This window comes from Pseudomonas neuropathica, assembly GCF_051174785.1.
Lineage (GTDB): Bacteria > Pseudomonadota > Gammaproteobacteria > Pseudomonadales > Pseudomonadaceae > Aquipseudomonas > Aquipseudomonas neuropathica_A.
In genome coordinates, this window is the sequence record NZ_CP195111.1 from 3,037,236 (window position 1) to 3,061,055 (window position 23,820).

General features: G+C 60.0%; 21 protein-coding genes. 6 read left to right on the top strand and 15 right to left on the bottom strand.

What is annotated here, in order from left to right; translation table 11 throughout:
- The first annotated feature begins 221 nt into the window (after positions 1-221).
- Positions 222-860: a TetR/AcrR family transcriptional regulator gene (locus ACRRSD_RS13830; protein ID WP_435038387.1), complete on the top strand. Its 639-nt coding sequence runs from the start codon at positions 222-224 to the stop codon at positions 858-860.
- Positions 861-1,008: 148 nt separating this feature from the next.
- Here ACRRSD_RS13830 and ACRRSD_RS13835 read toward each other — a convergent pair whose 3' ends face one another.
- From ACRRSD_RS13835 to ACRRSD_RS13870, 8 genes are all read right to left on the bottom strand, one after another.
- Positions 1,009-1,224: a TOBE domain-containing protein gene (locus ACRRSD_RS13835; RefSeq protein WP_003229256.1), complete on the bottom strand. Its 216-nt coding sequence runs from the start codon at positions 1,222-1,224 to the stop codon at positions 1,009-1,011.
- A gap of 27 nt (positions 1,225-1,251) precedes the next feature.
- Positions 1,252-2,058 (bottom strand): aliphatic sulfonates ABC transporter ATP-binding protein, encoded by an 807-nt coding sequence (gene ssuB / locus ACRRSD_RS13840; RefSeq protein WP_435038389.1) that lies wholly within the window; start codon positions 2,056-2,058, stop codon positions 1,252-1,254.
- Positions 2,055-2,837 carry an aliphatic sulfonate ABC transporter permease SsuC gene (gene ssuC / locus ACRRSD_RS13845; protein WP_435038390.1) on the bottom strand — a complete coding sequence of 261 codons (783 nt, stop codon included), beginning with the start codon at positions 2,835-2,837 and terminating at the stop codon, positions 2,055-2,057. Before ssuC ends, ssuB begins: the two co-directional genes overlap by 4 nt.
- Positions 2,838-2,845: 8 nt before the next feature.
- Positions 2,846-3,994: an FMNH2-dependent alkanesulfonate monooxygenase gene (ssuD, locus tag ACRRSD_RS13850; protein ID WP_018928626.1), complete on the bottom strand. Its 1,149-nt coding sequence runs from the start codon at positions 3,992-3,994 to the stop codon at positions 2,846-2,848.
- Between the two features lie 25 nt (positions 3,995-4,019).
- Complete coding sequence (locus tag ACRRSD_RS13855) at positions 4,020-5,000, bottom strand: sulfonate ABC transporter substrate-binding protein (RefSeq protein WP_435038391.1); 981 nt, start codon at positions 4,998-5,000, stop codon at positions 4,020-4,022.
- Positions 5,001-5,090: 90 nt separating this feature from the next.
- Entirely contained in the window at positions 5,091-5,684 is a 594-nt protein-coding gene (gene ssuE, locus ACRRSD_RS13860; RefSeq protein ID WP_435038392.1) for an NADPH-dependent FMN reductase, read from the bottom strand.
- A 308-nt stretch (positions 5,685-5,992) separates the two neighbouring features.
- Positions 5,993-6,631: a peroxiredoxin gene (locus ACRRSD_RS13865; RefSeq protein WP_122604481.1), complete on the bottom strand. Its 639-nt coding sequence runs from the start codon at positions 6,629-6,631 to the stop codon at positions 5,993-5,995.
- A gap of 295 nt (positions 6,632-6,926) precedes the next feature.
- Complete coding sequence (locus ACRRSD_RS13870) at positions 6,927-8,282, bottom strand: OprD family porin (protein WP_435038393.1); 1,356 nt, start codon at positions 8,280-8,282, stop codon at positions 6,927-6,929.
- A gap of 418 nt (positions 8,283-8,700) precedes the next feature.
- Between ACRRSD_RS13870 and tauA the strand changes: the two genes are divergently transcribed.
- On the top strand, positions 8,701-9,636 hold the full coding sequence (gene tauA / locus ACRRSD_RS13875; RefSeq protein ID WP_435038394.1) for a taurine ABC transporter substrate-binding protein: 936 nt from the start codon (positions 8,701-8,703) through the stop codon (positions 9,634-9,636).
- 81 nt (positions 9,637-9,717) lie between these two features.
- On the opposite strand, the gene argA is transcribed toward tauA, so the two are convergent.
- Both argA and argE read right to left on the bottom strand, forming a co-directional pair.
- Positions 9,718-11,016: an amino-acid N-acetyltransferase gene (argA, locus tag ACRRSD_RS13880; RefSeq protein ID WP_158961078.1), complete on the bottom strand. Its 1,299-nt coding sequence runs from the start codon at positions 11,014-11,016 to the stop codon at positions 9,718-9,720.
- Between the two features lie 265 nt (positions 11,017-11,281).
- The gene (gene argE, locus ACRRSD_RS13885; protein ID WP_435038395.1) at positions 11,282-12,436 is read right to left on the bottom strand and encodes an acetylornithine deacetylase; all 1,155 of its coding nucleotides are present in this window, start codon (positions 12,434-12,436) and stop codon (positions 11,282-11,284) included.
- 155 nt (positions 12,437-12,591) lie between these two features.
- Between argE and ACRRSD_RS13890 the strand changes: the two genes are divergently transcribed.
- Positions 12,592-13,962, top strand: coding sequence for an inorganic triphosphatase (locus ACRRSD_RS13890; RefSeq protein ID WP_435038396.1), 1,371 nt, complete (start codon positions 12,592-12,594; stop codon positions 13,960-13,962).
- Positions 13,963-14,051: 89 nt separating this feature from the next.
- On the opposite strand, the gene ACRRSD_RS13895 is transcribed toward ACRRSD_RS13890, so the two are convergent.
- Positions 14,052-14,516: an Lrp/AsnC family transcriptional regulator gene (locus ACRRSD_RS13895; RefSeq protein ID WP_016983809.1), complete on the bottom strand. Its 465-nt coding sequence runs from the start codon at positions 14,514-14,516 to the stop codon at positions 14,052-14,054.
- A gap of 126 nt (positions 14,517-14,642) precedes the next feature.
- Here ACRRSD_RS13895 and ACRRSD_RS13900 point away from each other — a divergent pair, with 126 nt between their 5' ends.
- From ACRRSD_RS13900 to ACRRSD_RS13910, 3 genes are all read left to right on the top strand, one after another.
- On the top strand, positions 14,643-14,981 hold the full coding sequence (locus ACRRSD_RS13900) for a hypothetical protein (protein WP_435038397.1): 339 nt from the start codon (positions 14,643-14,645) through the stop codon (positions 14,979-14,981).
- A 92-nt stretch (positions 14,982-15,073) separates the two neighbouring features.
- Complete coding sequence (locus tag ACRRSD_RS13905) at positions 15,074-16,858, top strand: GspE/PulE family protein (protein WP_435038398.1); 1,785 nt, start codon at positions 15,074-15,076, stop codon at positions 16,856-16,858.
- A 66-nt stretch (positions 16,859-16,924) separates the two neighbouring features.
- Positions 16,925-17,245 (top strand): DUF2388 domain-containing protein, encoded by a 321-nt coding sequence (locus tag ACRRSD_RS13910; protein WP_171057234.1) that lies wholly within the window; start codon positions 16,925-16,927, stop codon positions 17,243-17,245.
- Between the two features lie 178 nt (positions 17,246-17,423).
- On the opposite strand, the gene gcvP is transcribed toward ACRRSD_RS13910, so the two are convergent.
- From gcvP to ACRRSD_RS13930, 4 genes are all read right to left on the bottom strand, one after another.
- Positions 17,424-20,297 carry an aminomethyl-transferring glycine dehydrogenase gene (gene gcvP / locus ACRRSD_RS13915; protein WP_435038399.1) on the bottom strand — a complete coding sequence of 958 codons (2,874 nt, stop codon included), beginning with the start codon at positions 20,295-20,297 and terminating at the stop codon, positions 17,424-17,426.
- 206 nt (positions 20,298-20,503) lie between these two features.
- The gene (gene gcvH / locus ACRRSD_RS13920) at positions 20,504-20,887 is read right to left on the bottom strand and encodes a glycine cleavage system protein GcvH (RefSeq protein WP_435038400.1); all 384 of its coding nucleotides are present in this window, start codon (positions 20,885-20,887) and stop codon (positions 20,504-20,506) included.
- A 50-nt stretch (positions 20,888-20,937) separates the two neighbouring features.
- Positions 20,938-22,020 carry a glycine cleavage system aminomethyltransferase GcvT gene (gcvT, locus tag ACRRSD_RS13925; RefSeq protein WP_435038401.1) on the bottom strand — a complete coding sequence of 361 codons (1,083 nt, stop codon included), beginning with the start codon at positions 22,018-22,020 and terminating at the stop codon, positions 20,938-20,940.
- Positions 22,021-22,176: 156 nt separating this feature from the next.
- On the bottom strand, positions 22,177-23,793 hold the full coding sequence (locus ACRRSD_RS13930; protein ID WP_435038402.1) for an ABC transporter permease: 1,617 nt from the start codon (positions 23,791-23,793) through the stop codon (positions 22,177-22,179).
- Positions 23,794-23,820 lie beyond the last annotated feature (27 nt).

Here is a 23,820-nt window from a genome sequence, read left to right on the forward strand (position 1 = left end):
TGCAGAAATAAAAAGCGCTGCCGGCTATTTCAGCCCGCAGCGCTTTTTTATGGCCGCCTGCGGCGGTTCGCGAGCAGGCTCGCTCCCACAATTGATCTCCGGTGAACGATGACTTTATGTACGCAGCGGATCCTGTGGGAGCGAGCCTGCTCGCGAAGGCGTCCTGGCAGACAACACACAAGCCGGCTCGTACAATGCCCGCTGCCCCGCAGGAGACTTCCATGACGCGACCCGCCCCCGTCCGCAAACCCCGTGCCCGCAGCCAGGCGCGCATCGATTCGATACTCGACGCCGCACGCACGCTGCTGGCCGCCGAGGGCGTGGCCAGTCTGTCGATCTACAGCGTCGCCGAGCGCGCGCAGATTCCGCCCTCCTCCGTGTACCACTTCTTTGCCAGCGTCCCGGCATTGCTCGAAGCACTAACGGCGGATGTGCACGCCGCATTTCGTGCCTGCCTTCAGGCGCCCATCGATCACGAGGCACTGCGAGACTGGCGTGACCTGTCGCGGTTGGTCGAACAACGGATGCTGGAGATCTACGACGAAGACGCCGCCGCACGGCAGTTGATCCTCGCGCAACATGGTTTGACCGAAGTCACTCAGGCTGATCGTCAGCACGACATCGAACTGGGCGATCTGATGCACAAGCTGTTCGATCATCACTTCGAGCTGCCGAGACTGCCGGAGGATGTCGATGTGTTTGCTCTGGCAATGGAGCTGGGCGACCGCGTGTATGCGCGCTCGGTGCAGCAGCATGGGCAGATTACGCCGCGCATGGCCGAGGAAGGGATGCGGGTGTTTGATGCCTATATCGGCCTGTATTTGCCGCCGTATCTGCCCAAGAGATCATTGGCGATCTGACTGGCCTCTTCGCGAGCAGGCTCGCTCCCACATTTGAAATGCGATCCCAGTGGGAGCGAGCCTGCTCGCGAAGGCAGCACCACCGATCCAACCCCATGAAAAACCCCGAAGGGCTCACGCCCTCCGGGGTTGTTTTTTGCTCACCGGCTTACAACTTGGCGATCGACACCTCGGTGGATTTCACAAAGGCGATCACTTCGCTGCCGACCACCAGTTCCAGCTCTTTGACCGAGCGGGTGGTGATCACCGAAGTGACGATGCCCGAAGCGGTCTGCACGTCGATTTCCGACAGCACGTCACCGAGGACGATTTCCTTGATCGAGCCTTTGAACTGGTTACGGACGTTGATGGCTTTGATAGTCATGGCATTGATTCCTGTCGTTTGCTTGAGTTATTGCGCCCAACGCAGTTGCGTAGGCAGTGGTGAAACAGGTTCCGGCGCCGGCGGTTCGCCGGGCAGGGAGAGAACACGGTTAAGCACTTCGGTTTCCAACGCTGCCAAGCGGTGCGAACCACGCACTCGCGGCCGCGGCAGTTCGACATGCAGGTCGAGGCCGACTTCGCCGTCCTCGATCAGAATCACCCGGTCGGCAATCGCCACCGCTTCACTGACGTCGTGGGTCACCAGCAGCACCGTGAAGCCGTGTTGCTGCCAGAGACGCTCGATCAATTGCTGCATTTCAATGCGGGTCAGCGCATCCAGTGCACCGAGCGGTTCGTCGAGCAACAGCAGACGTGGTTGATGGATCAGTGCGCGGGCCAGTGCAACGCGCTGCTTCTGTCCACCCGACAATGCCGCCGGCCACTCATTGGCGCGATCGGCCAGGCCAACCGCGTCCAGTGCTTCAAGAGCCTTCGGACGCCAGTTGCCTTTAAGCCCGAGGCCGACGTTATCGATGATCTTTTTCCACGGCAGCAGACGTGCTTCCTGGAACATCAATCGGGTGTCTTCCCGCGCATCGCTGAGCGGCGCGGCACCTGCCAGCAAGTCGCCGCCAGTCGGTTGATCGAGGCCGGCGAGCAAGCGCAGAAAAGTGCTTTTGCCACAGCCACTGCGCCCGACCACGGCGACAAACTGCCCCGCCGGAATGTGCAGATCGATGTCCCGCAGCACCTGTCGCGCGCCAAAGGTTTTCTGCAGGTTGCGCACCGCCAGCGGAATCCCGCGCAGCAGGCGTGGAGGTTGTTGAGCAGTCATGCAGCACCTCCTTTGGCAACCTGATAAGCCGGATGCCAGCGCAACCACACACGTTCAAGTCCACGGGCCGCGAGGTCAGCCAGTTTTCCCAGCACCGCGTAAAGCAGGATCGCCAGCACCACCACATCGGTCTGCAAAAACTCGCGGGCGTTCATCGCCAGATAGCCGATGCCGGAGCTGGCCGAGATGGTTTCGGCGACGATCAGCGTCAGCCACATAAAGCCCAGGGCGAAGCGCACACCGACCAGAATCGAAGGCAGCGCGCCCGGCAGAATCACCTGCCAGAACAGGCTGAAACCGCTCAATCCGTAACTACGCGCCATCTCCACCAGCGCCGGATCGACGTTGCGGATGCCGTGATAGGTATTCAGGTAAATCGGGAACAACGTACCCAGCGCCACCAGAAAAATCTTCGCCGACTCGTCGATGCCGAACCAGAGGATCACTAGCGGAATCAGCGCCAGATGCGGCACGTTGCGGATCATCTGCACCGAGCTGTCGAGCAGGCGTTCGCCCCACTTCGACAGGCCGGTGATGAAACCCAAGACCAGCCCGATGCTGCCACCGATGGTGAAACCCAGTGCCGCACGCCAACCGCTGATCGCCAGGTGCGTCCAGATTTCACCGCTGCACACCAGGCTCACGCCGGCTTCGATCACCGCCACCGGTGCCGGCAGAATCCGTGTCGACAACCAACCCGCCGACACCGACAACTGCCACACCGCCAGCAACAACACCGGCAACGCCCAAGGCGCGAGGCTGTGGATGATTTTCTTCATGGCGCGCCTCAGCTCTGCGACGCGGCTTTGGGAAGAATATCGTTGGCGACCATCTCGCCGAACGGGCTGACATAACCGGCACTTTTCGGCAGTTCCGGACGCTCGATGTCGAGGTGCGGGAACAGCAGTTCAGCGACGCGATACGACTCTTCGAGGTGTGGATAACCGGAGAAGATAAAAGTGTCGATGCCCAGATCGGCGTATTCCTTCACGCGAGCGGCCACGGTCGGGCCATCGCCAACCAGCGCCGTACCGGCACCGCCGCGCACCAGACCGACACCGGCCCAGAGATTCGGACTGACTTCGAGGTTGTCGCGGCTGCCACCGTGCAGTGCGGCCATGCGTTGCTGGCCAACCGAATCGAAGCGCGCCAGCGAAGCCTGAGCGCGAGCGATGGTGTCGTCGTCCAGGTGTGAGATCAGCCGATCCGCCGCTTGCCACGCTTCAGCGTTGGTTTCACGGACGATCACGTGCAGACGAATACCGAAGCGCACGGTGCGGCCGAGCTTGGCGGCTTTGGCGCGAACCTGTGCAATCTTCTCGGCCACTGCTGCCGGCGGCTCGCCCCAAGTCAAAACCATTTCCACTTGCTCAGCGGCCAAGTCTTGCGCCGCTTCCGACGAGCCACCGAAGTACAGCGGCGGACGCGGTTGCTGGATCGGCGGATAGAGCAACTTCGCGCCCTTCACGCTGATGTGCTGACCGTCGTAATCAACGGTTTCGCCTTCCAGCACACGACGCCAGATGCGGGTGAATTCCACCGAGGCTTGATAGCGTTCTTCGTGGCTGAGGAACAGACCGTCGCCGGCCAATTCTTCCGGATCACCGCCAGTCACCAGATTGAACAGCGCACGGCCGCCGGACAGACGATCGAGCGTGGCCGCCTGCCGCGCTGCGACCGTCGGGGAAATGATCCCGGGGCGCAGGGCAACGAGGAATTTCAGCCGCTGGGTCACCGGGATCAGCGACGCCGCCACCAGCCACGAGTCTTCGCAAGAGCGGCCAGTCGGAATCAGCACACCGCCGAAACCCAGACGATCCGCCGCTTGCGCGACCTGTTGCAGATAACCGTGGTCGACGGCGCGAGCGCCTTCGGCGGTGCCAAGGTAATGGCCGTCACCGTGGGTAGGCAGGAACCAGAAGATATTGAGGCTCATGGAGTGGTCTCCTTGGGGATTCGAGTTACTGGGCTTGGGTGGCCGAGCTTTGAGCCACAGCGGCCGGTGGTGTCCAGATCACGTCCTTGATGCTCAGCGGCTTGGGAATCAGCTTGAGCTGGAAGAACGTGTCAGCGATTTTCTGCTGCGCGGCGACCACTTCCGGGGTCAGGAACAGCGCGCCGTAGCCCTGGCGTTTCACCGAGGTCAGGGTGATGTCCGCCGGCAGGCCGAGCAGTGGCGCAACTTGTTGGGTCACGTCTTCAGGGTTGGCTTTCGACCACTCGCCAACGGCGCGCACTTCTTCCACGAGAGTCTTGATCACCTCGGGATTTTTCTGTGCGTAAGGCTTGGTCGCGAGGTAGAACTGGTGGTTATCGACGATGCCTTTGCCGTCACGCAGGGTGTGCGCTTGCAGTTGCTTCTCGGCGGCGGCCTGGTACGGATCCCAGATGACCCAAGCGTCGACGCTGCCACGTTCGAACGCAACGCGAGCATCGGCCGGCGGCAGGAATACGGTTTGAATATCGGTGTATTTGAGGCCGGCGTCCTCCAGTGCACGCACCAGCAGGTAGTGGACGTTGGAGCCTTTGTTCAGGGCGACTTTCTTGCCCTTGAGATCGGCCACCGATTTGATCGGCGAGTCTTTCGGCACGAGGATCGCTTCGCTATTCGGCGCCGGCGGTTCGTAGGCAACGTAGAGCAGATCGGCGCCGGCAGCCTGAGCGAAGACTGGCGGGGTTTCGCCGGTGACGCCGAAGTCGATCGAGCCGACGTTCAGGCCTTCCAGCAACTGCGGGCCGCCGGGGAATTCAGTCCATTGCACGTCGACGCCTTGGGCGGCCAGACGCTTTTCCAAAGTCCCTTTGGCTTTGAGCAGCACCAGCGTGCCGTACTTCTGGTAACCGATCCGAAGTGTCTCGGCTTGAGCTTGAGTGATGGCGCCGAAGGTGACAGCCGCAGCAAACAGAGCGACCAGACCACGACGCAAAAATACAGTGCGCATAGCGCTCTCCTTTTTTGCTGTTGGGTTTTGGCTGCACCTGCTTGCCCGTTAGCGGGCGAGTAAGGCCAGTACTTCAAGTTCCGATGAGACTTAAATGCTCCAGCGAGCACTCAACAAACGTTCGTTCAACAGGCCCGGTTCCAGCGGTTTCGGCCGGCGCGCCATGGCGCCGACAAACTGATCCAGCGCTTCATGCAGACGCTGCTCCAACGCTGGTGCCAGTTGCGCTACGGCACTGCCTTCGCCGTAAGCGATCTGGCTGTCCTCGGCGAAAATCCCCTGGAGCATTTCCTGGGCTTTCAACGCTGACAGCACAGGCTTGAGCGCGTAATCGACCACCAGCATGTGGGCGATGCTGCCGCCAGTGGCCATCGGCAAGACGATCTTGTGGTTCAGGGCGCGCTCGGGCAGCAAATCCAGCAGAGTCTTCAGGGCGCCGGAAAACGACGCTTTGTAAACCGGTGTGGCGATCAGCAGGCCGTCGGCGTTTTCGATTTGTTGCAGCAGGTCGAGCACCTTCGGGCTGTCGAAGCGGGCATGGAGCAAATCCTCGGCCGGGAAGTCCCGCACCTGATAACTCACCACTTCCACCCCTTGCTGTTGCAACCAGCGTTGCGAGCGCTCCAGCAGCACTCCGGAACGGGAGCGCAGGCTGGGACTGCCACCGAGTGAGACGACCAGCATTGAGACAATTCCTTAAGCATTACAGGCGATTCGCGGGTTGCGATCTCGCTTCGATGGAGTGACCTTACCAGCTGATTTATATATCCATAAATCATATTTATTCATTTGGTTATTCGTTTTGGAGATATAAGATTCATGTTATTCAAGACGAAAAAAAAGGCCGTCGAAACGGCCTGAAATCCCCTGCTTAGTAGTTCCGTGGTGACTGGACTAACGCCTTCGCGAGCAGGCTCGCTCCCACATTTGGAATGCGATCACCTGTGGGAGCGAGCCTGCTCGCGAAAGCGGTGGTGGCTACACCGCAAATCTCACTTATTCGGCTGTGGCGTCAGGCGCAGGTACGGTTTCACCGCGCGATAGCCCTTCGGAAAGCGCTTTTTGATTTCGTCTTCATCCTTGAGCGACGGCACAATCACCACCTCTTCACCGTCCTGCCAGTTGGCCGGGGTGGCCACCTTGTAGTTGTCGGTGAGCTGCAGCGAATCGATCACCCGCAAAATCTCGTGGAAGTTGCGCCCGGTGCTTGCCGGGTAGGTGATGGTCAGGCGAATCTTCTTGTTCGGATCGATCACGAACAGCGAACGCACGGTCAGCGTGTCGTTGGCATTCGGGTGGATCAGGTCATACAGATCGGACACCTTGCGATCGGCATCGGCCAGGATCGGAAAGTTGACGATAGTGTTCTGGGTTTCGTTGATGTCTTCGATCCACTTGTGGTGCGAGTCCACCGGATCGACCGACAGTGCGATGGCTTTGACGCCGCGCTTGCTGAACTCATCCTTGAGCTTGGCGGTGAAGCCCAGCTCAGTGGTGCACACCGGAGTGAAGTCCGCCGGGTGGGAGAACAGCACGCCCCAGCTATCGCCCAGCCATTCGTGAAAACGAATCTTGCCGGCGCTGGAATCCTGTTCGAAATCGGGGGCGATGTCGCCGAGTCTGAGGCTCATGGTGCTGCTCCTGATGAGTTGTTCGAGACCTCAACTGTAGCTCGGGATTTGCCATCGTTAAAAAGAATAAATAACTAGATATCTAGATCATTAGTGAATATTAAACTTCTGTTCACTGGACGCTAGCAGGCATCCCGACGAACATCGCTAGCAAGGTTCGAGAAGGCCTTGAGTTGCTGTAAAGAGGGAAATTCGGGGAGGGCTTACGGGGGTGGGCCTGACTCGAAAACGCAAAAGCCCCGTCCGGCGCGATGCCGGACGGGGCTTTTTTTACATCAGGTGCAGGAACTCGCTATTACAGCAGCGGGATCGAGTAGCTGAGGATCAGGCGGTTTTCGTCCTGGTCGCGAACGCCAGCGATGTTGGTACGCCAGGTAGCGTTTTTCCACATGAAGCCAACGTTTTTCAGCGGGCCTTCCGGTACGACGTAACCGATAGTCAGGTCACGTTCCCACTCGGAGTCGCCATTACCGTTTTCAAGACCGCGGGAAGTAACGGTGTCGATGTTGTCGCCACGCAGGTAAACCATACCAGCGGTCAGGCCTGGTACGCCGACTTTGGCGAAGTCATACGAGTAGCGAGCTTGCCAGGTACGTTCGCCGGCACGGCCGAACTTCTGAATCTGCATGTCGGTGATGGTGTAGTTCGACGAGCCGTCACCCTGGTTCAGCCAAGGGAAGTCGCTGCTGCCGTTGGAAACCTGGTAGCCACCACCGAAGGTGTGACCTGCAACGGTGTACAGGAACAGGCCGCTGTACAGGTTGTTGTCGACTTTACCGCGACCGCTGGCAACACCGGAATAGTTACCGCTGCTGAAGTAAGCAGGGGTGTTGCCGTTGGCGCCGTCGTCGGAGCTGTTGAAGTAACGGAAGTCAGACTTCAGCACGCCCGGGCCGATTGCCCAGTTGTGAACCAGACCCAGGAAGTGTTGCTTGTAGAAATCTTCCAGGTTGCCGTAGTAGTACTGGGCAGTCAGGTCTTTGGTGATTTTGTAGTCACCACCGGCGTAGATGAACTTGTTGCTGTTAACGGTACGCGGTGCCGCGCCGTTGATAGACAGCTGTTCATTGTTGCTGGAGTTACGCCCTTTGGCGTGCTCGATCTGACCACCGACCAGGGTCAGGTCCTTGATATCGCCGGAAGTGATCTGACCACCCTGCCAGGTTTGTGGCAGCAGACGACCGTCGTTGGTCACGATGACCGGGTTCTTCGGCTGCAGGGTACCCAGCTTCAGTTCAGTCTGGGAGATCTTGGCTTTGGCCGTCAGGCCCAGGCTGGAGAAGTTATCAACTGCCTGACCGTTGGATTCGCTTGGGAAAACAGTGCCGCCGTAAGCGGGGCCAGGTTTGCCATCAGCGGTAACGTTGCCGTTGGTGCCGCCGCCCGAATCCAGACGTACGCCCAGCAGGCCGATCGCGTCGATACCAAAACCAACGGTGCCTTGGGTATAGCCGGAAATGAAACGCAGATCGAAGCCTTGGCCCCACTCTTCGTTGCGGCTTGGTTCGTTTGTTCCGCTACGGTTATCAGTGTTGATGTAGAAGTTACGCAGCCCCAAAGTAGCTTTGCTGTCTTCGATGAAACCGGCGGCGCCTGCCTGCTGCGCCATAACCCCTACGGCCACAGCCAGGGCCAAGGTGGACTTGTTCATGTAAAGCTCCTCTCGTTTCTAATTCTTGTGTTCCTGGCCCGGGGTCTGATGCCCTGAGTCCTAAGATGCGCGATTAGCGCCAGACCGTGACTGACAAGTCAATCGTAACCTTGTGTGTCTACGACCAAGGTCTAATCGCAGTGATTTGGTCCGTGCAGAGTAAAGATTTCCTGATAAACCCAAAAAGAATTTATTCATTCTTTTTCATATCATTTCGGAATATGGCCAGTATCGTGCCACCTCCGCCGGGAAACAGCGTATCGGCGACTAAGCTCATTCCTAAATGGTATTTGTTAGCCTTTTTTTATATCGATTAGCTTTGGCGCAACCCCGAATCGTCAAACCCTATCGAAAAGGCGACGCCATGATGGCCAAACGCGCACTATCTAGTCAATTTGTTACAGTTTGTGTGTCAGCGATGATTAGTTTTTCTGCTCACGCCGCCAACCTCACCGTCGGCTATCAAACCGGTATCGACCCGAGCAAAGTCCCGCAGGCCGACGGCGTTTACGAGAAAACCATCGGCGAGAAAATCGACTGGCGCCGCTTCAACAGTGGCCCGGAAGTTGTGACAGCCATTGCTTCCGGTGACGTGCAGATCGGCAACCTCGGTTCCAGCCCATTGGCCGCTGCCGCTTCGCGCAATCTGCCGATTGTGGCGTTCATCGTTTCGGCGCAGATCAATGCCGCCGAAGCGCTAGTGGTGCGCAATGGCAGCGGTATCAACACGCCGCAGGATCTGGTCGGCAAGACCATCGCTACACCCTTCGTTTCCACCTCCCACTACAGCCTGCTCGGCGCACTCAAGCATTGGGGGCTGGATAGCTCGAAAGTCAAAGTGGTGAACCTGCAACCAGCAGAGATCGCAGCGGCGTGGAAGCGTGGCGATATCGATGGCGCATTTGTCTGGTCGCCGGCGCTGGGGGAAATCCGCAAGACCGGCAAGACCCTGACCGATGCCGCACAGGTCGGTCAGTGGGGCGCGCCGACCTTCGAAGTCTGGGTGGCGCGCAAGGATTTCGCCGAGAAGCATCCTGACGTCGTAGCGAAATTCGCCAAGGTCACGCTGGATTCATTTGCCGATTACGCGGCGCATAAAGACAGCTGGACGGCTGACTCGGTACCGGTACAGAAAATCGCCAAACTGACCGGTGCCAATGCCGCCGATGTGCCGGAGTTGCTCGCAGGTTCAGCGTTCCCGGACGCCAAGGCGCAGCAAACCACGGCGCTGCTGGACGGCGGCACGGCGAAAGCGATTGGCGCGACGGCGAAGTTTTTGAAGGAACAGGGCAAGGTTGAGACGGTGCTGCCGGATTATTCGCCGTACGTCAGCGCGAAATTCGTGGCGCAATAAAGCTTCGCGAGCAGGCTCGCTCCCACATGGGTTCATTGAACAAATGTGGGAGCGAGCCTGCTCGCGAATGGAGCAACGCGGTTAAAGGGTTTTTTCGAAGATCTTTGAATTGCGCTGATAATTGTACAGCGACGCCCGCGCCGCCGGCAGGCGTTCAACGCTGCTCGGCTCGAACCCACGCTCGCGGAACCAGTGCGCGGTGCGCGTGGTGAGGACGAACAAGGTCTTCAAACCCTGCGCCCTTGCACGGGTTTCAATGCGTTCAAGCAACTCATCACCGCGACCGCCATGGCGGTACTCCGGATTCACCGCCAGACACGCCAGCTCACCGGCATCGGAATCGGCAATCTGATACAGCGCCGCACAGGCGATGATCATGCCTTCACGCTCGACCACGCTGAACTGCTCGATCTCGCGCTCCAGCACTTCGCGCGAACGACGCACCAGAATCCCCTGTTCTTCCAGCGGACTGATCAAATCGAGCAAACCGCCGACGTCTTCAATCGCTGCCTCGCGGACCAGTTCGAACTGCTCCTGCGCCACCAGCGTACCGCCACCATCACGGGTGAACAGCTCGGTCAACAGTGCGCCGTCTTCGGCGTAACTGACGATATGGCTGCGCGCCACGCCGCCACGGCAAGCTTCGGCGGCGGCATCGAGCAGTTCCGCCTGATAGTTGCTGCCCAGACGCTGCAAATGCGCCGGCACTTGCTGTGGACGCAACTCACGCACCAGTTTGCCATTCTCGTCGATCAGACCAAGGTCGGCGCCAAACAGCAGCAGTTTATCTGCACCCAGATCGATGGCGGCGCGGGTGGCGACGTCTTCGCAGGCGAGGTTAAAGATTTCACCGGTCGGCGAATAACCCAGCGGCGACAGCAGCACGATGGAACGCTCATCGAGCAGACGGTTGATGCCTTTGCGGTCGACCCGGCGTACTTCGCCGGTGTGGTGATAGTCGACGCCTTCCAGCACGCCGATCGGCCGCGCGGTAACAAGGTTGCCGCTGGCTACGCGCAGACGCGAGCCTTGCATCGGCGACGAAGCCATGTCCATCGACAGCCGCGCTTCGATGGCAATGCGTAACTGGCCAACGGCATCAATCACACACTCCAGCGTTGCCGCATCGGTGATGCGCATGCCGTGGTGGTAATGCGGGGTCAGGCCACGGGCGGCGAGGCGGGTTTCGATCTGTGGACGCGAACCGTGCACCAGCACCAAGCGCACGCCGAGGCTGTGCAGCAGGACGAGGTCGTGGACGATGTTGCCGAAATTCGGATGCTCAACGCCGTCGCCGGGCAGCATGACGACGAAGGTGCAGTCGCGGTGGGCATTGATGTAAGGGGACGCGTGACGAAGCCAATTAACGTATTCGGGCATGAACCTGGGCCTGTAATAAATAGCAGCCTAAAAAGGGGCGAAACGGAAAACGCACAGCGGGCTGATGGTTATCGTCGGAACAGGCTTGGCGACACGCGCGCTCTCCTCATGAATACGGGTTGGGATGCTGGCAATTTACAGCGTTCGATCGGATAAAACACATACCCCTGTGGGAGCGAGCTTGCTCGCGAAAGCGGTGTATCAGGCGACATCGAGATGTCTGAACTGGCGCTTTCGCGAGCAGGCTCGCTCCCACAGGGGTTGATCATCGTTCGTCAGCTGTCAGGCAGTAATGTTCAATCAGTTGCCGTAGTAGATGCACGGTAGGCTGCAAACGTGACATTTCAAGGTACTCACCGGGTTGATGCGCACAGGCAATGTCGCCGGGGCCAAGCACGATGGTTTCGCAGCCAAGGCGCTGAAGATAAGGCGCTTCGGTGCCGAACGCCACTGCTTCGGCACTGTGACCGGTGAGCTTTTCGGCGATGCGCACCAGTTCGGCGTCTTCATCCTGCTCGAATGGCGGCACTTCCGGGAACAGCGGTTTGTAATCAATCTTCACTTGGTGGCGTTCGGCGACCGGATTGAGCTTGCGCAGAATCTCCGCGCGCAGGACTTTCGGGTCCATGCCTGGCAGCGGCCGCAAATCGAATTCCAGCGAACACTGGCCACAAATACGGTTGGGGTTGTCGCCACCATGGATGCACCCGAAGTTCATCGTCGGTTGCGGCACGCTGAACTGCGGATTGTTGAATTCACGCTGCCACAACAGGCGCAGACCGCGCAGTTCGCCAATCGCATCGTGCATGGCTTCAAGGGCACTGTGGCCCAGACGCGGATCCGACGAATGGCCGCTCTGCCCGAGGATATCGATGCGCTCCATCATGATGCCTTTGTGCATGCGGATCGGTTTGAGCCCGGTCGGCTCGCCGATCACCGCCGCGCGCCCCAGCGGCTGCCCGGCCTCGGCCAGTGCGCGGGCGCCGGACATCGAGCTTTCTTCATCACAGGTGGCAAGGATCAACAGCGGCTGCTTGAACGGCTGATCGAGCAGCGGCAGCACCGCTTCGATGATCAGCGCGAAGAAACCTTTCATGTCGCAACTGCCCAGACCAACCCAGCGGCCATCGACTTCGGTGAGTTTCAGCGGATCGGTCTGCCACAACGCATCGTCGTACGGCACCGTGTCGCTGTGTCCGGCCAGCACCAGCCCGCCGGGGCCGCTGCCGAAACTGGCGAGCAGGTTGAATTTGCCGGGGCTGACCTGCTGGATATCGCAGCTGAAACCCAGATCCCCCAGCCAGCCGGCGAGCAAATCGATCACCGCGCGGTTGGATTGGTCGAGGTTCGGTTGGGTACAGCTGACCGATGGCGCGGCGATCAGCGCAGCGAACTGGTCTTGCATGGACGGCAAAGGCATCGCTGACTCCAACTCCCGATTTGAAGTCCATCATAGAGCCATCCGGCGTCAGGAATAAACCGTCGCAGGGCGTAGGACGAATCAGTCCTGTACACTGCACGGCCTTGGCAGCCACATATTCCCCGGCTGCGCTCCCGATCCTGGATTTTCCGGCCATGCAGAAAGAAACCGAAATCAAACTCCGCGTCAGCCGCGAAACCCTCGCGGCCCTGCGCGAGCACCCGTTACTGAAAAAACGCAACAAAAGTGGCTGGGAACGCCGTGAGTTGATGAACCAGTACTTCGACACCCCCGAACGCGATCTGGCTCAGGCCAAAGTTGCCCTGCGCCTGCGCAAGGACGGTGACGAAGTGATTCAGACCCTCAAGACCCGTGGCCAGAGCGTCGCCGGCCTGTCCGAGCGTAATGAATACGACTGGAAGTTGCCCAAAGCCAAGCTCGACGTGAAGAAACTCGACGGCGAATGCTGGCCCGAGTCGCTGGCCGAGTTGGACAAGAAAACCCTCAAGCCGATCTTCACCACTGATTTCGTCCGCGAACGCGCCGAAATCGCCTGGGGTCGTGGCAAATCCAAAGTGGTTATCGAAGCCGCGCTGGATCTCGGTCATGTTGTCGTCGGCAAGCAGAAAGAAGAAATCTGCGAACTGGAACTGGAACTACGCGAAGGCGAGCCTGCCGCGCTGCTGGAACTGGCTGCCGAACTGGCGGAAACCCTGGCGCTGATGCCGTGCGACATCAGCAAGGCTGAACGTGGCTATCGTCTGTACGACGCCAACAGTTACTCGCTGAGCCTGCCGGCGCCAGAGCTGACCCCGGAAACCCAGCTCGACGACGCCTTTGCTGCGCTGAGCTGGCACTTGCTCGGCAGCAGCCAGCGTCTGGCTGAACAATATCGCTTCAACGGCCACTGGCGCCTGTTGCTCGACTGGGTCGAGAACCTCGCCGAAATGCGCGCCCTGCTCAGCAGCCTCGGCCAGGCCGCGCCGCGTCAGTCGACCCACGACTTGCGCGTTGCCCTGGATGCGTTGCTGGAAGACTGGCGCCCGCTGGTGCAGGCCGGGATCGAAGACGAAGACGTGCGCAAAGCTGCGCCAGAGCAGTTCCTCGAAGAACTCGAAGATCCGCGCTGGGGCCTGTTCTCGCTGACCACGTCGCGCTGGTTGCTGGCCCGCACCTGGACCGCCGAGCGTAACGTGCGTGGCAACCGTCAGGGTGGTGCGCAGCTGCACAGCTGGTTGCCGCGCACATTGGGCGAAGAAGCCACGGCTCTGCAATTGCAGCGTTATCAGCAACAGCCGGAAGATCTGGCTGAACAACTGCCGCGTATCGAGCGTATTCAGGTCTGGCTGCACCACGCACGCGACGTGCTGGAGATCCCGGAAATGGATCGTCTGTACGGCGAGCTGAACAAGCTGGCGCAACTGGCCAACGAACCGACGATCACTGACGAACTGCTCGACGCACGCAAGCAGCAGGCGATTGCGGTTTACCAGAATCGTGCCTGGAAAATGCTGCTGCGCATGTAATACCGCTTTCGCGAGCAGGCTCGCTCCCACATTGGAATGCAATCCCCTGTGGGAGCGAGCCTGCTCGCGAAGAGGCCAGCTGCCTTGCGTCAAACCGGCAGGCTGGTGGTGGACTTGATCTCCGACAACGCCACAATCGAATTCACTTCCTGAATCCCCGGCACCAGCGACAGTTTCTCGAAGAAGAACCGCTCATACGCCTCGATGTCCGCCGCGACAATCCGCAGTAAAAAATCCACCGCGCCCATCAGCACATAACACTCCAGCACTTCCGGAAAGCCGCGAATCGCTTCGGTGAACTCAGTGAAGTTCGAACGCCCGTGTGCGTTGAGTTTGATCTCGGCAAAGATCTGCGTATTCAGGCCGATCTTCTTGCGATCGAGCAAAGTCACCTGGCCGCGAATGATCCCCTCCTCCTTCATCCGCTGAATCCGCCGCCAGCACGGTGATTGCGACAAGCCGACCTGCTCGGCGATCTGCGCACTCGAGAGCGAAGCGTCCTCTTGCAGCAGGGCGAGAATCTTGCGGTCGTAGCTGTCCAGCTCGCTGTGCATAGAAAAACCTCAATAACTTGATTATGCGAATTGATCTTTTAGATCAGCCGTCATTAACGCCGATCATAGCCAAGAAATACCCCACGCCGAATGTAAAAATTCCTCCAGAAATTTTGGAGACTCGTCATGCCGCACCTTGAAGCCGTCACCACAACGCCCACCCGTGCCGATGTCTGGAACGTCAGCAACGCCCATTGCCTGGCGCAGTATCAGATTCTTGCCGAGGCTGAGCCGGACTTGCTGGTGCGGGTGCTTAACCTGTTCGCCCTGCAGTTCCTCACGCCCGAGCAGGTCAACGTGCAGCGCATGGACGATCTGCTGTCGATCGACCTGGTTATGGGCGGGTTGAGCTGGCACCGTGCACAAGTGATCGCAGAAAAACTTCGTAACCTGATCAGCGTCTGCTCGGTGAACCTGCAGAGCGCCGACAGCGCTTGGGATGCGCCTGCGCAAGCGGCCGGCTGACAAGTCCGGCAACGGCTTCGTCGGGTAGTGGCCCAACGGTCTGCGGGGCCACGACTATCCTTTTGCGCACTGTCGCTCAAAAGGAAGCCCGCATGTCCGTTCAACTTGCCACTCAGGACCGCTGGCTGGAACTCAACGAGGTGTTGCGTGAGCTGGTCGCCCAAGGCTTTATCTGCCAGGACTCGGCCGAGCAGGCTCTGAATGCCCGCCGGCGCCACGCCGCCCACGGTCAGATGCATCCGCTGGAGTTCATCGCCAGCCAGCAACTTGACGACCTCAGCCGGCCAGGCAAACACCTCGACCTGGAAAGCCTGACCCTGTGGCTGGCGCAACAGGCCGGTCAGCCGTACCTGCGCATCGATCCGTTGAAAATCAACGTCGCCGCGATCACGCCGTTAATGTCTTACGCCTTTGCGCAACGGCACAAGATTCTCGCCGTGGCGGTCGACCGTGACGCGGTGACTGTCGCCAGCGGCCAGCCTTATGTCACCGGCTGGGAGGCCGATCTCACCCACGTATTGAAACTGCCGATCAAGCGAGTGGTGGCCAATCCGGCGGATATCCAGCGTTTCAGCGTCGAGTTCTTCCGCTTGGCCAAATCGGTCAGCGGCGCCAGCAATGCCGACGCTCAGGGCGGCAATCTCGGCAATTTCGAACAGCTGCTCAACCTCGGCGCCAGCGATCAGGAGCCGGACGCCAACGACGCACACATCGTCAACATCGTCGACTGGCTGTTCCAGTACGCCTTCCAGCAGCGCGCCAGCGATATCCATATCGAACCGCGCCGCGAGCAAGGCACCGTGCGTTTTCGCATCGACGGCGTATTGCACAACGTCTATCAATTCCCGCCGCAGGTGACCATGGCGATTGTCAGTCGCCTGAAAAGCCTCGGGCGGATGAACGTCGCCGAGAAGCGCAAACCCCAGGATGGCCGGGTCAAGACCAAGACCCCGGATGGCGGCGAAGTCGAGCTGAGGCTTTCAACGCTGCCCACCGCGTTCGGCGAAAAAATGGTCATGCGGATTTTCGACCCGGAAGTGCTGCTCAAGGATTTTGATCAACTGGGTTTTTCCGCCGACGACCTGCGCCGCTGGCAGGACATGACGCGTCAGCCCAACGGCATCATTCTGGTCACTGGGCCGACCGGCTCGGGCAAGACCACCACGCTGTACACCACGCTGAAAAAACTGGCGACGCCTGAGGTCAACCTCTGCACCATCGAAGACCCGATCGAAATGGTCGAGCCGGCGTTCAACCAGATGCAGGTGCAGCACAACATCGACCTGAGCTTCGCCGCCGGGGTGCGCGCACTGATGCGGCAAGACCCGGACATCATCATGATCGGCGAGATCCGCGACCTGGAAACCGCTGAAATGGCGATTCAGGCCGCGCTCACCGGGCACTTGGTGCTGTCGACGCTGCACACCAACGACGCCCCCAGCGCGATCAGCCGCCTGCTCGAACTCGGCGTGCCGCATTACCTGATCAAAGCCACCGTGCTCGGGGTCATGGCCCAGCGTTTGGTGCGCACCTTGTGCCCGCATTGCAAGGCACCGCTGACGCTGGAAGAGGAGGACTGGCAGACTCTGACCCGGCCCTGGCAGGCACCGTTGCCGAACAACGCGCAACGTGCCATTGGTTGCGTGGAGTGTCGCGATACCGGCTATCGCGGCCGCGCCGGGGTCTACGAAATCATGCAATTGAGCGACAGCCTCAAAGCCTTCATCACCCCGGATACCGACCTCACCGCCATTCGGCGGCAGGCGTTCAAGGAAGGAATGCGCAGCCTGCGTCTGTCCGGCGCGCAGAAAGTCGCGGCAGGGCTGACAACGGTAGAGGAAGTACTGCGGGTGACGCCGCAGAGCGAGCAGAAATAATCCAGCACGGAACTGGATCGGGGGATTGGCAATCCAACGCCGTAGTTAACCCCCAGGAGTCATCTCATCATGCGTCTCAAACTTGCTGTCGCCACACTGGCCTTGCTGTCCCTTCCCGTTGGTTCGGCCATGGCGGACAGCTTTTGGCGTAACGTCATCTCGTCCGGTGCCACCACCGGTTCGACCTATCTGACCTTCAAGGATCACAAGCTGATCATCGCCGCACAGGACGATGCCGGCAGCTTCGTTGCCAGTGACGGCGGCATTCGCGGGCCGTATCTGGAAGCGGCGATGCAGAAAGTCCGCGCCGACAATCCGGGCCTCCAGGCGACCGATATGGAATTGGCGAATGCGATTCTGGCGAAAAACGCCGTAGCGTCCGAGTAACAAAAAATGCCGCTCAAATGAGCGGCATTTTTTTGCCCGGATTTCAGAACCACCCCCATAACCCTGTGGGAGCGAGCCTGCTCGCGAAGGCAATCTTTCACTCAACATTTTCGGTGACTGTATCACCGCTTTCGCGAGCAGGCTCGCTCCCACAGGGGAAGGTATGCTTGCCGGGAAATCAGCGGTAATCATCGACCGGGACGCAGGCGCAGAACAGATTGCGATCGCCGTAAACGTTATCCACCCGATTCACCGCCGGCCAATATTTGTGCGCCTTGGTGTGGGCATCCGGGGTGATGCCCTGCTCGATGCTGTACGGCCGCTCCCAGACTCCGGTGACATCCGCCAGGGTATGCGGTGCCCGTTTCAGCGGGTTGTCCTCGGCCGGCCAGTTGCCGTTCTGCACCTCAGTGATTTCCGCACGAATGCTCAACATTGCGACGATAAACCGATCCAGTTCGGCCTTGGATTCACTCTCGGTCGGCTCGACCATCAAGGTCCCCGGCACCGGGAAGGACATGGTCGGCGCATGGAAGCCGTAATCCATCAGACGCTTGGCGACGTCCTCTTCACTGATCCCGGTCAGCGCCTTCAATGGCCGCAGATCGAGAATGCATTCGTGAGCCACACGCCCGTTGCGCCCGGTATAGAGCACCGGGAACGCGCCGGATAAATGCTGCGACAGGTAATTCGCCGCAAGAATCGCCACCTCGCTGGCGTCCGCCAGTTGCGGGCCCATCATGGCGATGTACATCCAGCTGATCGGCAGAATGCTCGCACTGCCCCACGGTGCCGCGCTGACCGCTGTGTTCTGCGGTTGCGGCCCGTCAATCGGCACCACCGGGTGGTTAGCCACGAACGGCGCCAAATGCGCGCGCACGCCAATCGGTCCCATACCCGGTCCGCCGCCGCCATGGGGAATGCAAAAGGTCTTGTGCAGATTCATGTGCGAAACATCGGCGCCGATGTCTGCCGGGCGTGCCAAACCGACCTGCGCATTGAGGTTGGCGCCATCCATGTACACCTGACCGCCGTGCTGGTGGATAACTTCGCAGATTTCACTGATGCCCTCTTCGTACACGCCGTGGGTCGAAGGATAGGTCGCCATCAGGCAGGACAGTTTCGTCCCGGCCTCGGCGGCCTTGGCTTTCAAGTCATCGAGATCAACGTTACCGGCCTCGTCGCACTCAACGATCACCACCCGTAAACCGACCATCTGCGCCGAGGCCGGGTTGGTGCCGTGGGCCGAGGACGGAATCAGGCAGATATCCCGCGCACCCTGCTGACGGCTCTCGTGATACTTGCGGATCGCCAGCAGACCGGCGTATTCGCCCTGAGCGCCGGAGTTGGGCTGCATGCAGATCGCATCGAACCCGGTGATTGCGCACAGCCAGCGCTCCAGCTCTTCGATCATCAGCGTGTAACCGACCGCCTGCTCACGCGGCACGAACGGATGCAGGTTGGCGAACTGCGGCCAGGTGATCGGAATCATTTCGCTGGTGGCATTGAGTTTCATGGTGCAGGAGCCCAGCGGAATCATCGACTGGTTGAGCGCCAGATCCTTGTTCTCCAGTTGTTTGAGATAGCGCAGCATCTCGGTTTCGCTGTGATGGGCGTTGAAGACCGGATGGCGCAGGTAGGGTGTTTCGCGCTGGAGGCTGTCGGGGATGCCGGAAACGAGCGCTTCAGCATCAAGTTCGTCGACGTTCAATCCATGATCGGCACCGAGCAGTACATCGAACAGCTTGGCCACGGTACTTTCATCGCTTGTCTCATCGAGGCTTAGGCCTACCCGTCCACGGCCGAGAATTCTCAGGTTGATCTGTGCGGCTTGAGCGCTTTCGATGATCGCCGTTTGCGTACCGCCGACGTCCAGCGTCAGCGTGTCGAAAAACTGCGCATTGACCCGGTTGATGCCTTTTCGCTCAAGTCCCGCTGCCAGAATGCAGGTCAGCCGATGGACGCGCTGGGCGATGCGCTTCAAGCCTTCCGGGCCGTGATAGACCGCGTAGAAACTGGCGATGTTGGCCAGCAGGACTTGTGCGGTGCAGATGTTCGAATTGGCCTTCTCACGACGAATATGTTGTTCGCGGGTTTGCAGAGCCATGCGCAATGCGACGTTACCCCGAGCGTCCTTCGACACGCCGATGATCCGTCCCGGAATCGCCCGTTTGTATTCCTCACGGCTGGCAAAGAACGCCGCATGCGGGCCGCCGTAACCCATGGGCACGCCGAATCGTTGAGACGAACCGAACACCACATCCGCGCCCAATTCGCCCGGCGGCGTCAGCAACAACAGACTCAACAAATCCGTCGCGACGCAGGCCAGCGCCTGCTGCGCATGCAGATGATCGATCAAGGGCCGCAGATCGTGAATCTCGCCGTGGGTGTCGGGATACTGCAACAACGCACCGAACACCTGATGCTGTTTCAAGTTATCCACAGCATCGATGATGAGCTCGAAGCCGAAACCTTCCGCGCGGGTCTGCACCACGGAAATGGTCTGGGGATGACAGTTCTCATCGACAAAAAACAGATTGCTCTTCGACTTCGCGACGCGCTTGGCCAGCGCCATGGCTTCCGCCGCTGCCGTCGCTTCATCGAGCAGCGAGGCGTTGGCCAACTCGAGACCGGTGAGGTCGATGGTCAGTTGCTGAAAATTCAGCAGCGCTTCGAGTCGGCCCTGCGCGATCTCGGGTTGATACGGCGTGTACGCGGTGTACCAGCCGGGATTTTCCAGCACATTGCGCAGGATGACGGTTGGCGTCAGGGTGCCGTGGTAGCCCATGCCGATCAGGCTGGTCCAGACCTGATTCTGCTCGGCGTAACTGCGCAGTCTGGCCAGCGCGGCTTGTTCATCCAGCGCGGGTGGCAGGTCGAGCGCGCGATTGAAGCGAATGCCTGGCGGCACCGTTTTCTCGATCAGTTCGATTCGACTACCGAGGCCGAGGCTGTCGAGCATCGCCTGCTGTTCGGCGGCGTCGGGACCGAGGTGGCGGCGCAGAAAAGCGTCGGGATCGCGTAACTGGCTCAGGGACGGCAACTGGGACATGACGGGCTCTCTCTTGGCTGGCGCTCGGCGTCAATGCAACACGGTCAAACCAGCATAGCAGTGCCCTTGAAGATCAAAAGATCGCAGCCTTCGGCAGCTCCTACAAGATGTACACCATCCTCCTGTAGGAGCTGCCGAAGGCTGCGATCTTTTGATCCTAAAAAAAAAGCCCCGACGAGTCGGGGCTTTGGGTCTTTGCTTAACGCTTACTCGCCGATGGCAGCCTTGTAAGCGGCAGCATCCAGCAGCTTGTCCAGCTCAGCCTTGTCGTTTGGCTTGAGCTTGAAGATCCACGCGCCGTACGGGTCGGAGTTCAACAGCTCTGGCGAACCGCCCAGCTCTTCATTGACGGCGATGACTTCACCGCTGATCGGCGAATAGATGTCGGAAGCAGCTTTCACCGACTCGACCACTCCGGATTGATCACCGGCAGCGAAGACCTTGCCCACTTCGGTCAGTTCGACGAACACCACATCGCCCAGCGCTTCCTGCGCGTGATCGCTGATGCCCACGGTGACGGTGCCGTCGGCTTCCAGACGGGCCCATTCATGACTTTCGGCAAAACGCAGTTCAGCGGGGATATTGCTCATCTTCGGTGTCCTCGGGAATTGGGTCAGCGGTCATGCCCGCCGGAAAAAGGTTAGATCAAGGTTTTGCCATGGCGTACGAAGGTCGGTTTGACCACCCGTACCGGGTACCACTTGCCACGGATTTCCACTTCGGCGCGGTCGGCGGTGGCCATCGGCACACGCGCCAGGGCAATCGATTTGCTTAGCGTAGGAGAGAAACTACCACTGGTGATCTCCCCTTCGCCAACATCGGCGATGCGAACCACTTGATGAGCACGCAAAACACCGCGCTCTTCCAGCACCAGACCGACCAGTTTGTGCGCAACGCCGGCGGCTTTTTCCGCTTCCAGCGCAGCACGGCCGATGAACTGACGCGTGGCCGGTTCCCAGGCAATGCTCCAGGCCATGTTCGAGGCCAGCGGCGAAACGTCTTGATGAATGTCCTGACCGTAGAGGTTCATCCCCGCTTCGACGCGTAGCGTGTCACGGGCGCCGAGGCCGATCGGGGAAATGCCGGCACCGACCAGATCGTTGAAGAAACCCGGCGCCTGACTGGCCGGCAGGCAGATTTCCAGGCCATCTTCACCGGTATAACCGGTACGCGCGATGAACCAGTCACCGTCGGTGTAGCCTTCGAAGGGTTTGAGGTGCTGGATCAGCGTTGCGCGGGACTGGGTCACCAGTTCGGCAATCTTGTGCCGGGCTTGCGGGCCTTGAATGGCGAGCATCGCCAGTTCGGCGCGTTCGTGCAGTTGCACGTCGTAATCGCCGCGCTGCGTGTTCATCCAGGCCAGATCCTGATCGCGGGTGGAGGCGTTGAACACCAGACGATACGCATCGTCGAGGCGGTAGACGATCATGTCATCGACGATGCCGCCGCGCTCGTTGAGCATGGTGCTGTACAACGCACGGCCAGGGCGGTGCAGGCGGTCGACATCATTGGCCAGCAGATGCTGAAGCCAGGCTTTGGCCTGGGTGCCGGTGACATCGATCACGGTCATGTGGGATACATCGAACACCCCGCAATCGCGGCGCACTTCGTGGTGCTCCTCGACCTGCGAGCCGTAATGCAAGGGCATGTCCCAACCGCCAAAATCGACCATCTTCGCGCCGAGGGCGAGATGCAGGTCATACAGAGGCGTACGCTGTCCCATGGGTTTCTCCTTCCGGGCGTGGCGAAGGTGCGGACAGTCGCTGCGCAGCGTGAAAGCCTCGGAATAGAAGGCTTTCAGCCAATTTCAGCGAAAAGATCTGTCAGACGAACCGCACCGAATGCCGCGCATTGTAGCCGCATGATTCAGGACTCACTACTAAGTGTTTCGATGGGCAGAGCGGCGAATCAGGCCGATGACCGGTAACAATCCAACCAGAACCAGGGTCAGCGCTGGCAATGATGCCCGTGCCCATTCGCCTTCGCTGGTCATTTCAAAGATGCGTACGGCCAGCGTATCCCAGCCAAACGGGCGCATCAGCAGGGTCGCGGGCATTTCCTTGAGCACATCGACGAACACCAGCAACGCCGCGCTAAGCGTGCCAGGCAGCAACAATGGCAGATACACTTTGAAAAACAGTCGCGGCCCACTGACACCCAGGCTACGTGCCGCTTCAGGCAAAGATGGCCGTATACGCGCCAGACTGCTTTCCAATGGTCCATAAGCCACGGCCACAAAGCGCACCAGATAGGCCATCAGCAACGCCGCCAGACTGCCGAGCAGCAACGGCTTACCGGCGCCACCCAGCCAAATGGAAAGCGGAATCACCAGTTCACGATCCAGATAACTGAACGCCAGCATTATCGACACCGCCAGCACCGAACCCGGCAAGGCGTAGCCAAGATTGGCCAGACCGACGCCGGAGTTGATCGCCCGAGTCGGCGCCAAGCGCCGGGCAAACGCCAGCAGCAGCGCAACGCTTACGGTAATCAGCGCCGCCATGCCGCCCAGATACAGGGTATGCAGGATCAGCCCGGCGTAGCGTTCATCCAGATCGAACCGACCGCGCTGCCAGAACCAGACGATCAGTTGCAGCACCGGAATGACGAAGGCACAGGCGAACACCAGGCCGCACCAGCTCATCGCCGCGAAGGCCTTGAACCCGCGCAAGTGATACAGGGCTTTCACCCGTGGCCGCTCGTTGCTCGCCCGATTGGCGCCACGTGCACGACGTTCGCCGTAGAGCACCAGCATCACCACCAGCAGCAACAGGCTGGCCAGTTGCGCGGCGCTCGGCAGGCTGAAGAAGCCGTACCAGGTTTTGTAGATTGCGGTGGTGAAAGTGTCGAAGTTGAACACCGAGACCGCACCGAAATCCGCCAGGGTTTCCATCAGCGCCAGCGCTACTCCGGCGCCAATGGCCGGACGCGCCATCGGCAACGCGACGCGCCAGAAGGCTTGCCACGGTGACTGGCCAAGCACCCGTGCCGCTTCCATCAGGCCCTTGCCTTGGGCGAGGAACGCCGTGCGCGCGAGCAGGTAAACGTAGGGATAAAAGACCAGCACCAGGACGATAATCACCCCGCCGGTGGAGCGCACACGTGGCAGGCGCAGGCCTGTGCCGAACCATTCGCGCAGCAGGGATTGTACGGGACCGGCGAAGTCGAGCAGGCCGACGAAGACGAACGCCAACACGTACGCGGGGATGGCGAAGGGCAGCATCAGCGCCCAGTCGAGCCAGCGCCGCCCTGGGAATTCGCAGAGGCTGGTGAGCCAGGCGAGGCTGACGCCGAGCAGGGTCACACCGACACCGACGCCAACGACCAGCGTCAGGGTGTTGCCGAGCAGGCGTGGCATCTGGGTTTCCCACAGGTGCGCCCAGATTTGTTGGTCGATGGTCTGCCAGGAGAGCAGCAGAACGCTCAGGGGCAACAGCACCAGCGCGGCGATGGTGAAGACGATGGGGTACCAGCGGCGTTGGGCGGGGTGGGCCACTTTTGGGTCTCTGGAGGGATTGGGGTG

Excerpts from the sequence above, each read along its gene's own strand:
- gcvT (WP_435038401.1), bottom strand. The coding sequence starts at position 22,020 with ATGGGACAGCGTACGCCTCTGTATGACCTGCATCTCGCCCTCGGCGCG.
- ssuB (WP_435038389.1), bottom strand. The coding sequence starts at position 2,058 with ATGACTGCTCAACAACCTCCACGCCTGCTGCGCGGGATTCCGCTGGCG.
- gcvP (WP_435038399.1), bottom strand. The coding sequence starts at position 20,297 with ATGTCCCAGTTGCCGTCCCTGAGCCAGTTACGCGATCCCGACGCTTTT.
- ACRRSD_RS13865 (WP_122604481.1), bottom strand. The coding sequence starts at position 6,631 with ATGAGCCTCAGACTCGGCGACATCGCCCCCGATTTCGAACAGGATTCC.
- ACRRSD_RS13830 (WP_435038387.1), top strand. The coding sequence starts at position 222 with ATGACGCGACCCGCCCCCGTCCGCAAACCCCGTGCCCGCAGCCAGGCG.
- argE (WP_435038395.1), bottom strand. The coding sequence starts at position 12,436 with ATGCCTTTGCCGTCCATGCAAGACCAGTTCGCTGCGCTGATCGCCGCG.
- ACRRSD_RS13835 (WP_003229256.1), bottom strand. The coding sequence starts at position 1,224 with ATGACTATCAAAGCCATCAACGTCCGTAACCAGTTCAAAGGCTCGATC.
- ACRRSD_RS13900 (WP_435038397.1), top strand. The coding sequence starts at position 14,643 with ATGCCGCACCTTGAAGCCGTCACCACAACGCCCACCCGTGCCGATGTC.
- ssuC (WP_435038390.1), bottom strand. The coding sequence starts at position 2,837 with ATGAAGAAAATCATCCACAGCCTCGCGCCTTGGGCGTTGCCGGTGTTG.
- ACRRSD_RS13905 (WP_435038398.1), top strand. The coding sequence starts at position 15,074 with ATGTCCGTTCAACTTGCCACTCAGGACCGCTGGCTGGAACTCAACGAG.
- tauA (WP_435038394.1), top strand. The coding sequence starts at position 8,701 with ATGATTAGTTTTTCTGCTCACGCCGCCAACCTCACCGTCGGCTATCAA.
- ssuD (WP_018928626.1), bottom strand. The coding sequence starts at position 3,994 with ATGAGCCTCAATATCTTCTGGTTCCTGCCTACCCACGGTGACGGCCAT.
- ssuE (WP_435038392.1), bottom strand. The coding sequence starts at position 5,684 with ATGCTGGTCGTCTCACTCGGTGGCAGTCCCAGCCTGCGCTCCCGTTCC.
- gcvH (WP_435038400.1), bottom strand. The coding sequence starts at position 20,887 with ATGAGCAATATCCCCGCTGAACTGCGTTTTGCCGAAAGTCATGAATGG.
- ACRRSD_RS13890 (WP_435038396.1), top strand. The coding sequence starts at position 12,592 with ATGCAGAAAGAAACCGAAATCAAACTCCGCGTCAGCCGCGAAACCCTC.
- ACRRSD_RS13855 (WP_435038391.1), bottom strand. The coding sequence starts at position 5,000 with ATGCGCACTGTATTTTTGCGTCGTGGTCTGGTCGCTCTGTTTGCTGCG.
- ACRRSD_RS13895 (WP_016983809.1), bottom strand. The coding sequence starts at position 14,516 with ATGCACAGCGAGCTGGACAGCTACGACCGCAAGATTCTCGCCCTGCTG.
- ACRRSD_RS13870 (WP_435038393.1), bottom strand. The coding sequence starts at position 8,282 with ATGAACAAGTCCACCTTGGCCCTGGCTGTGGCCGTAGGGGTTATGGCG.
- argA (WP_158961078.1), bottom strand. The coding sequence starts at position 11,016 with ATGCCCGAATACGTTAATTGGCTTCGTCACGCGTCCCCTTACATCAAT.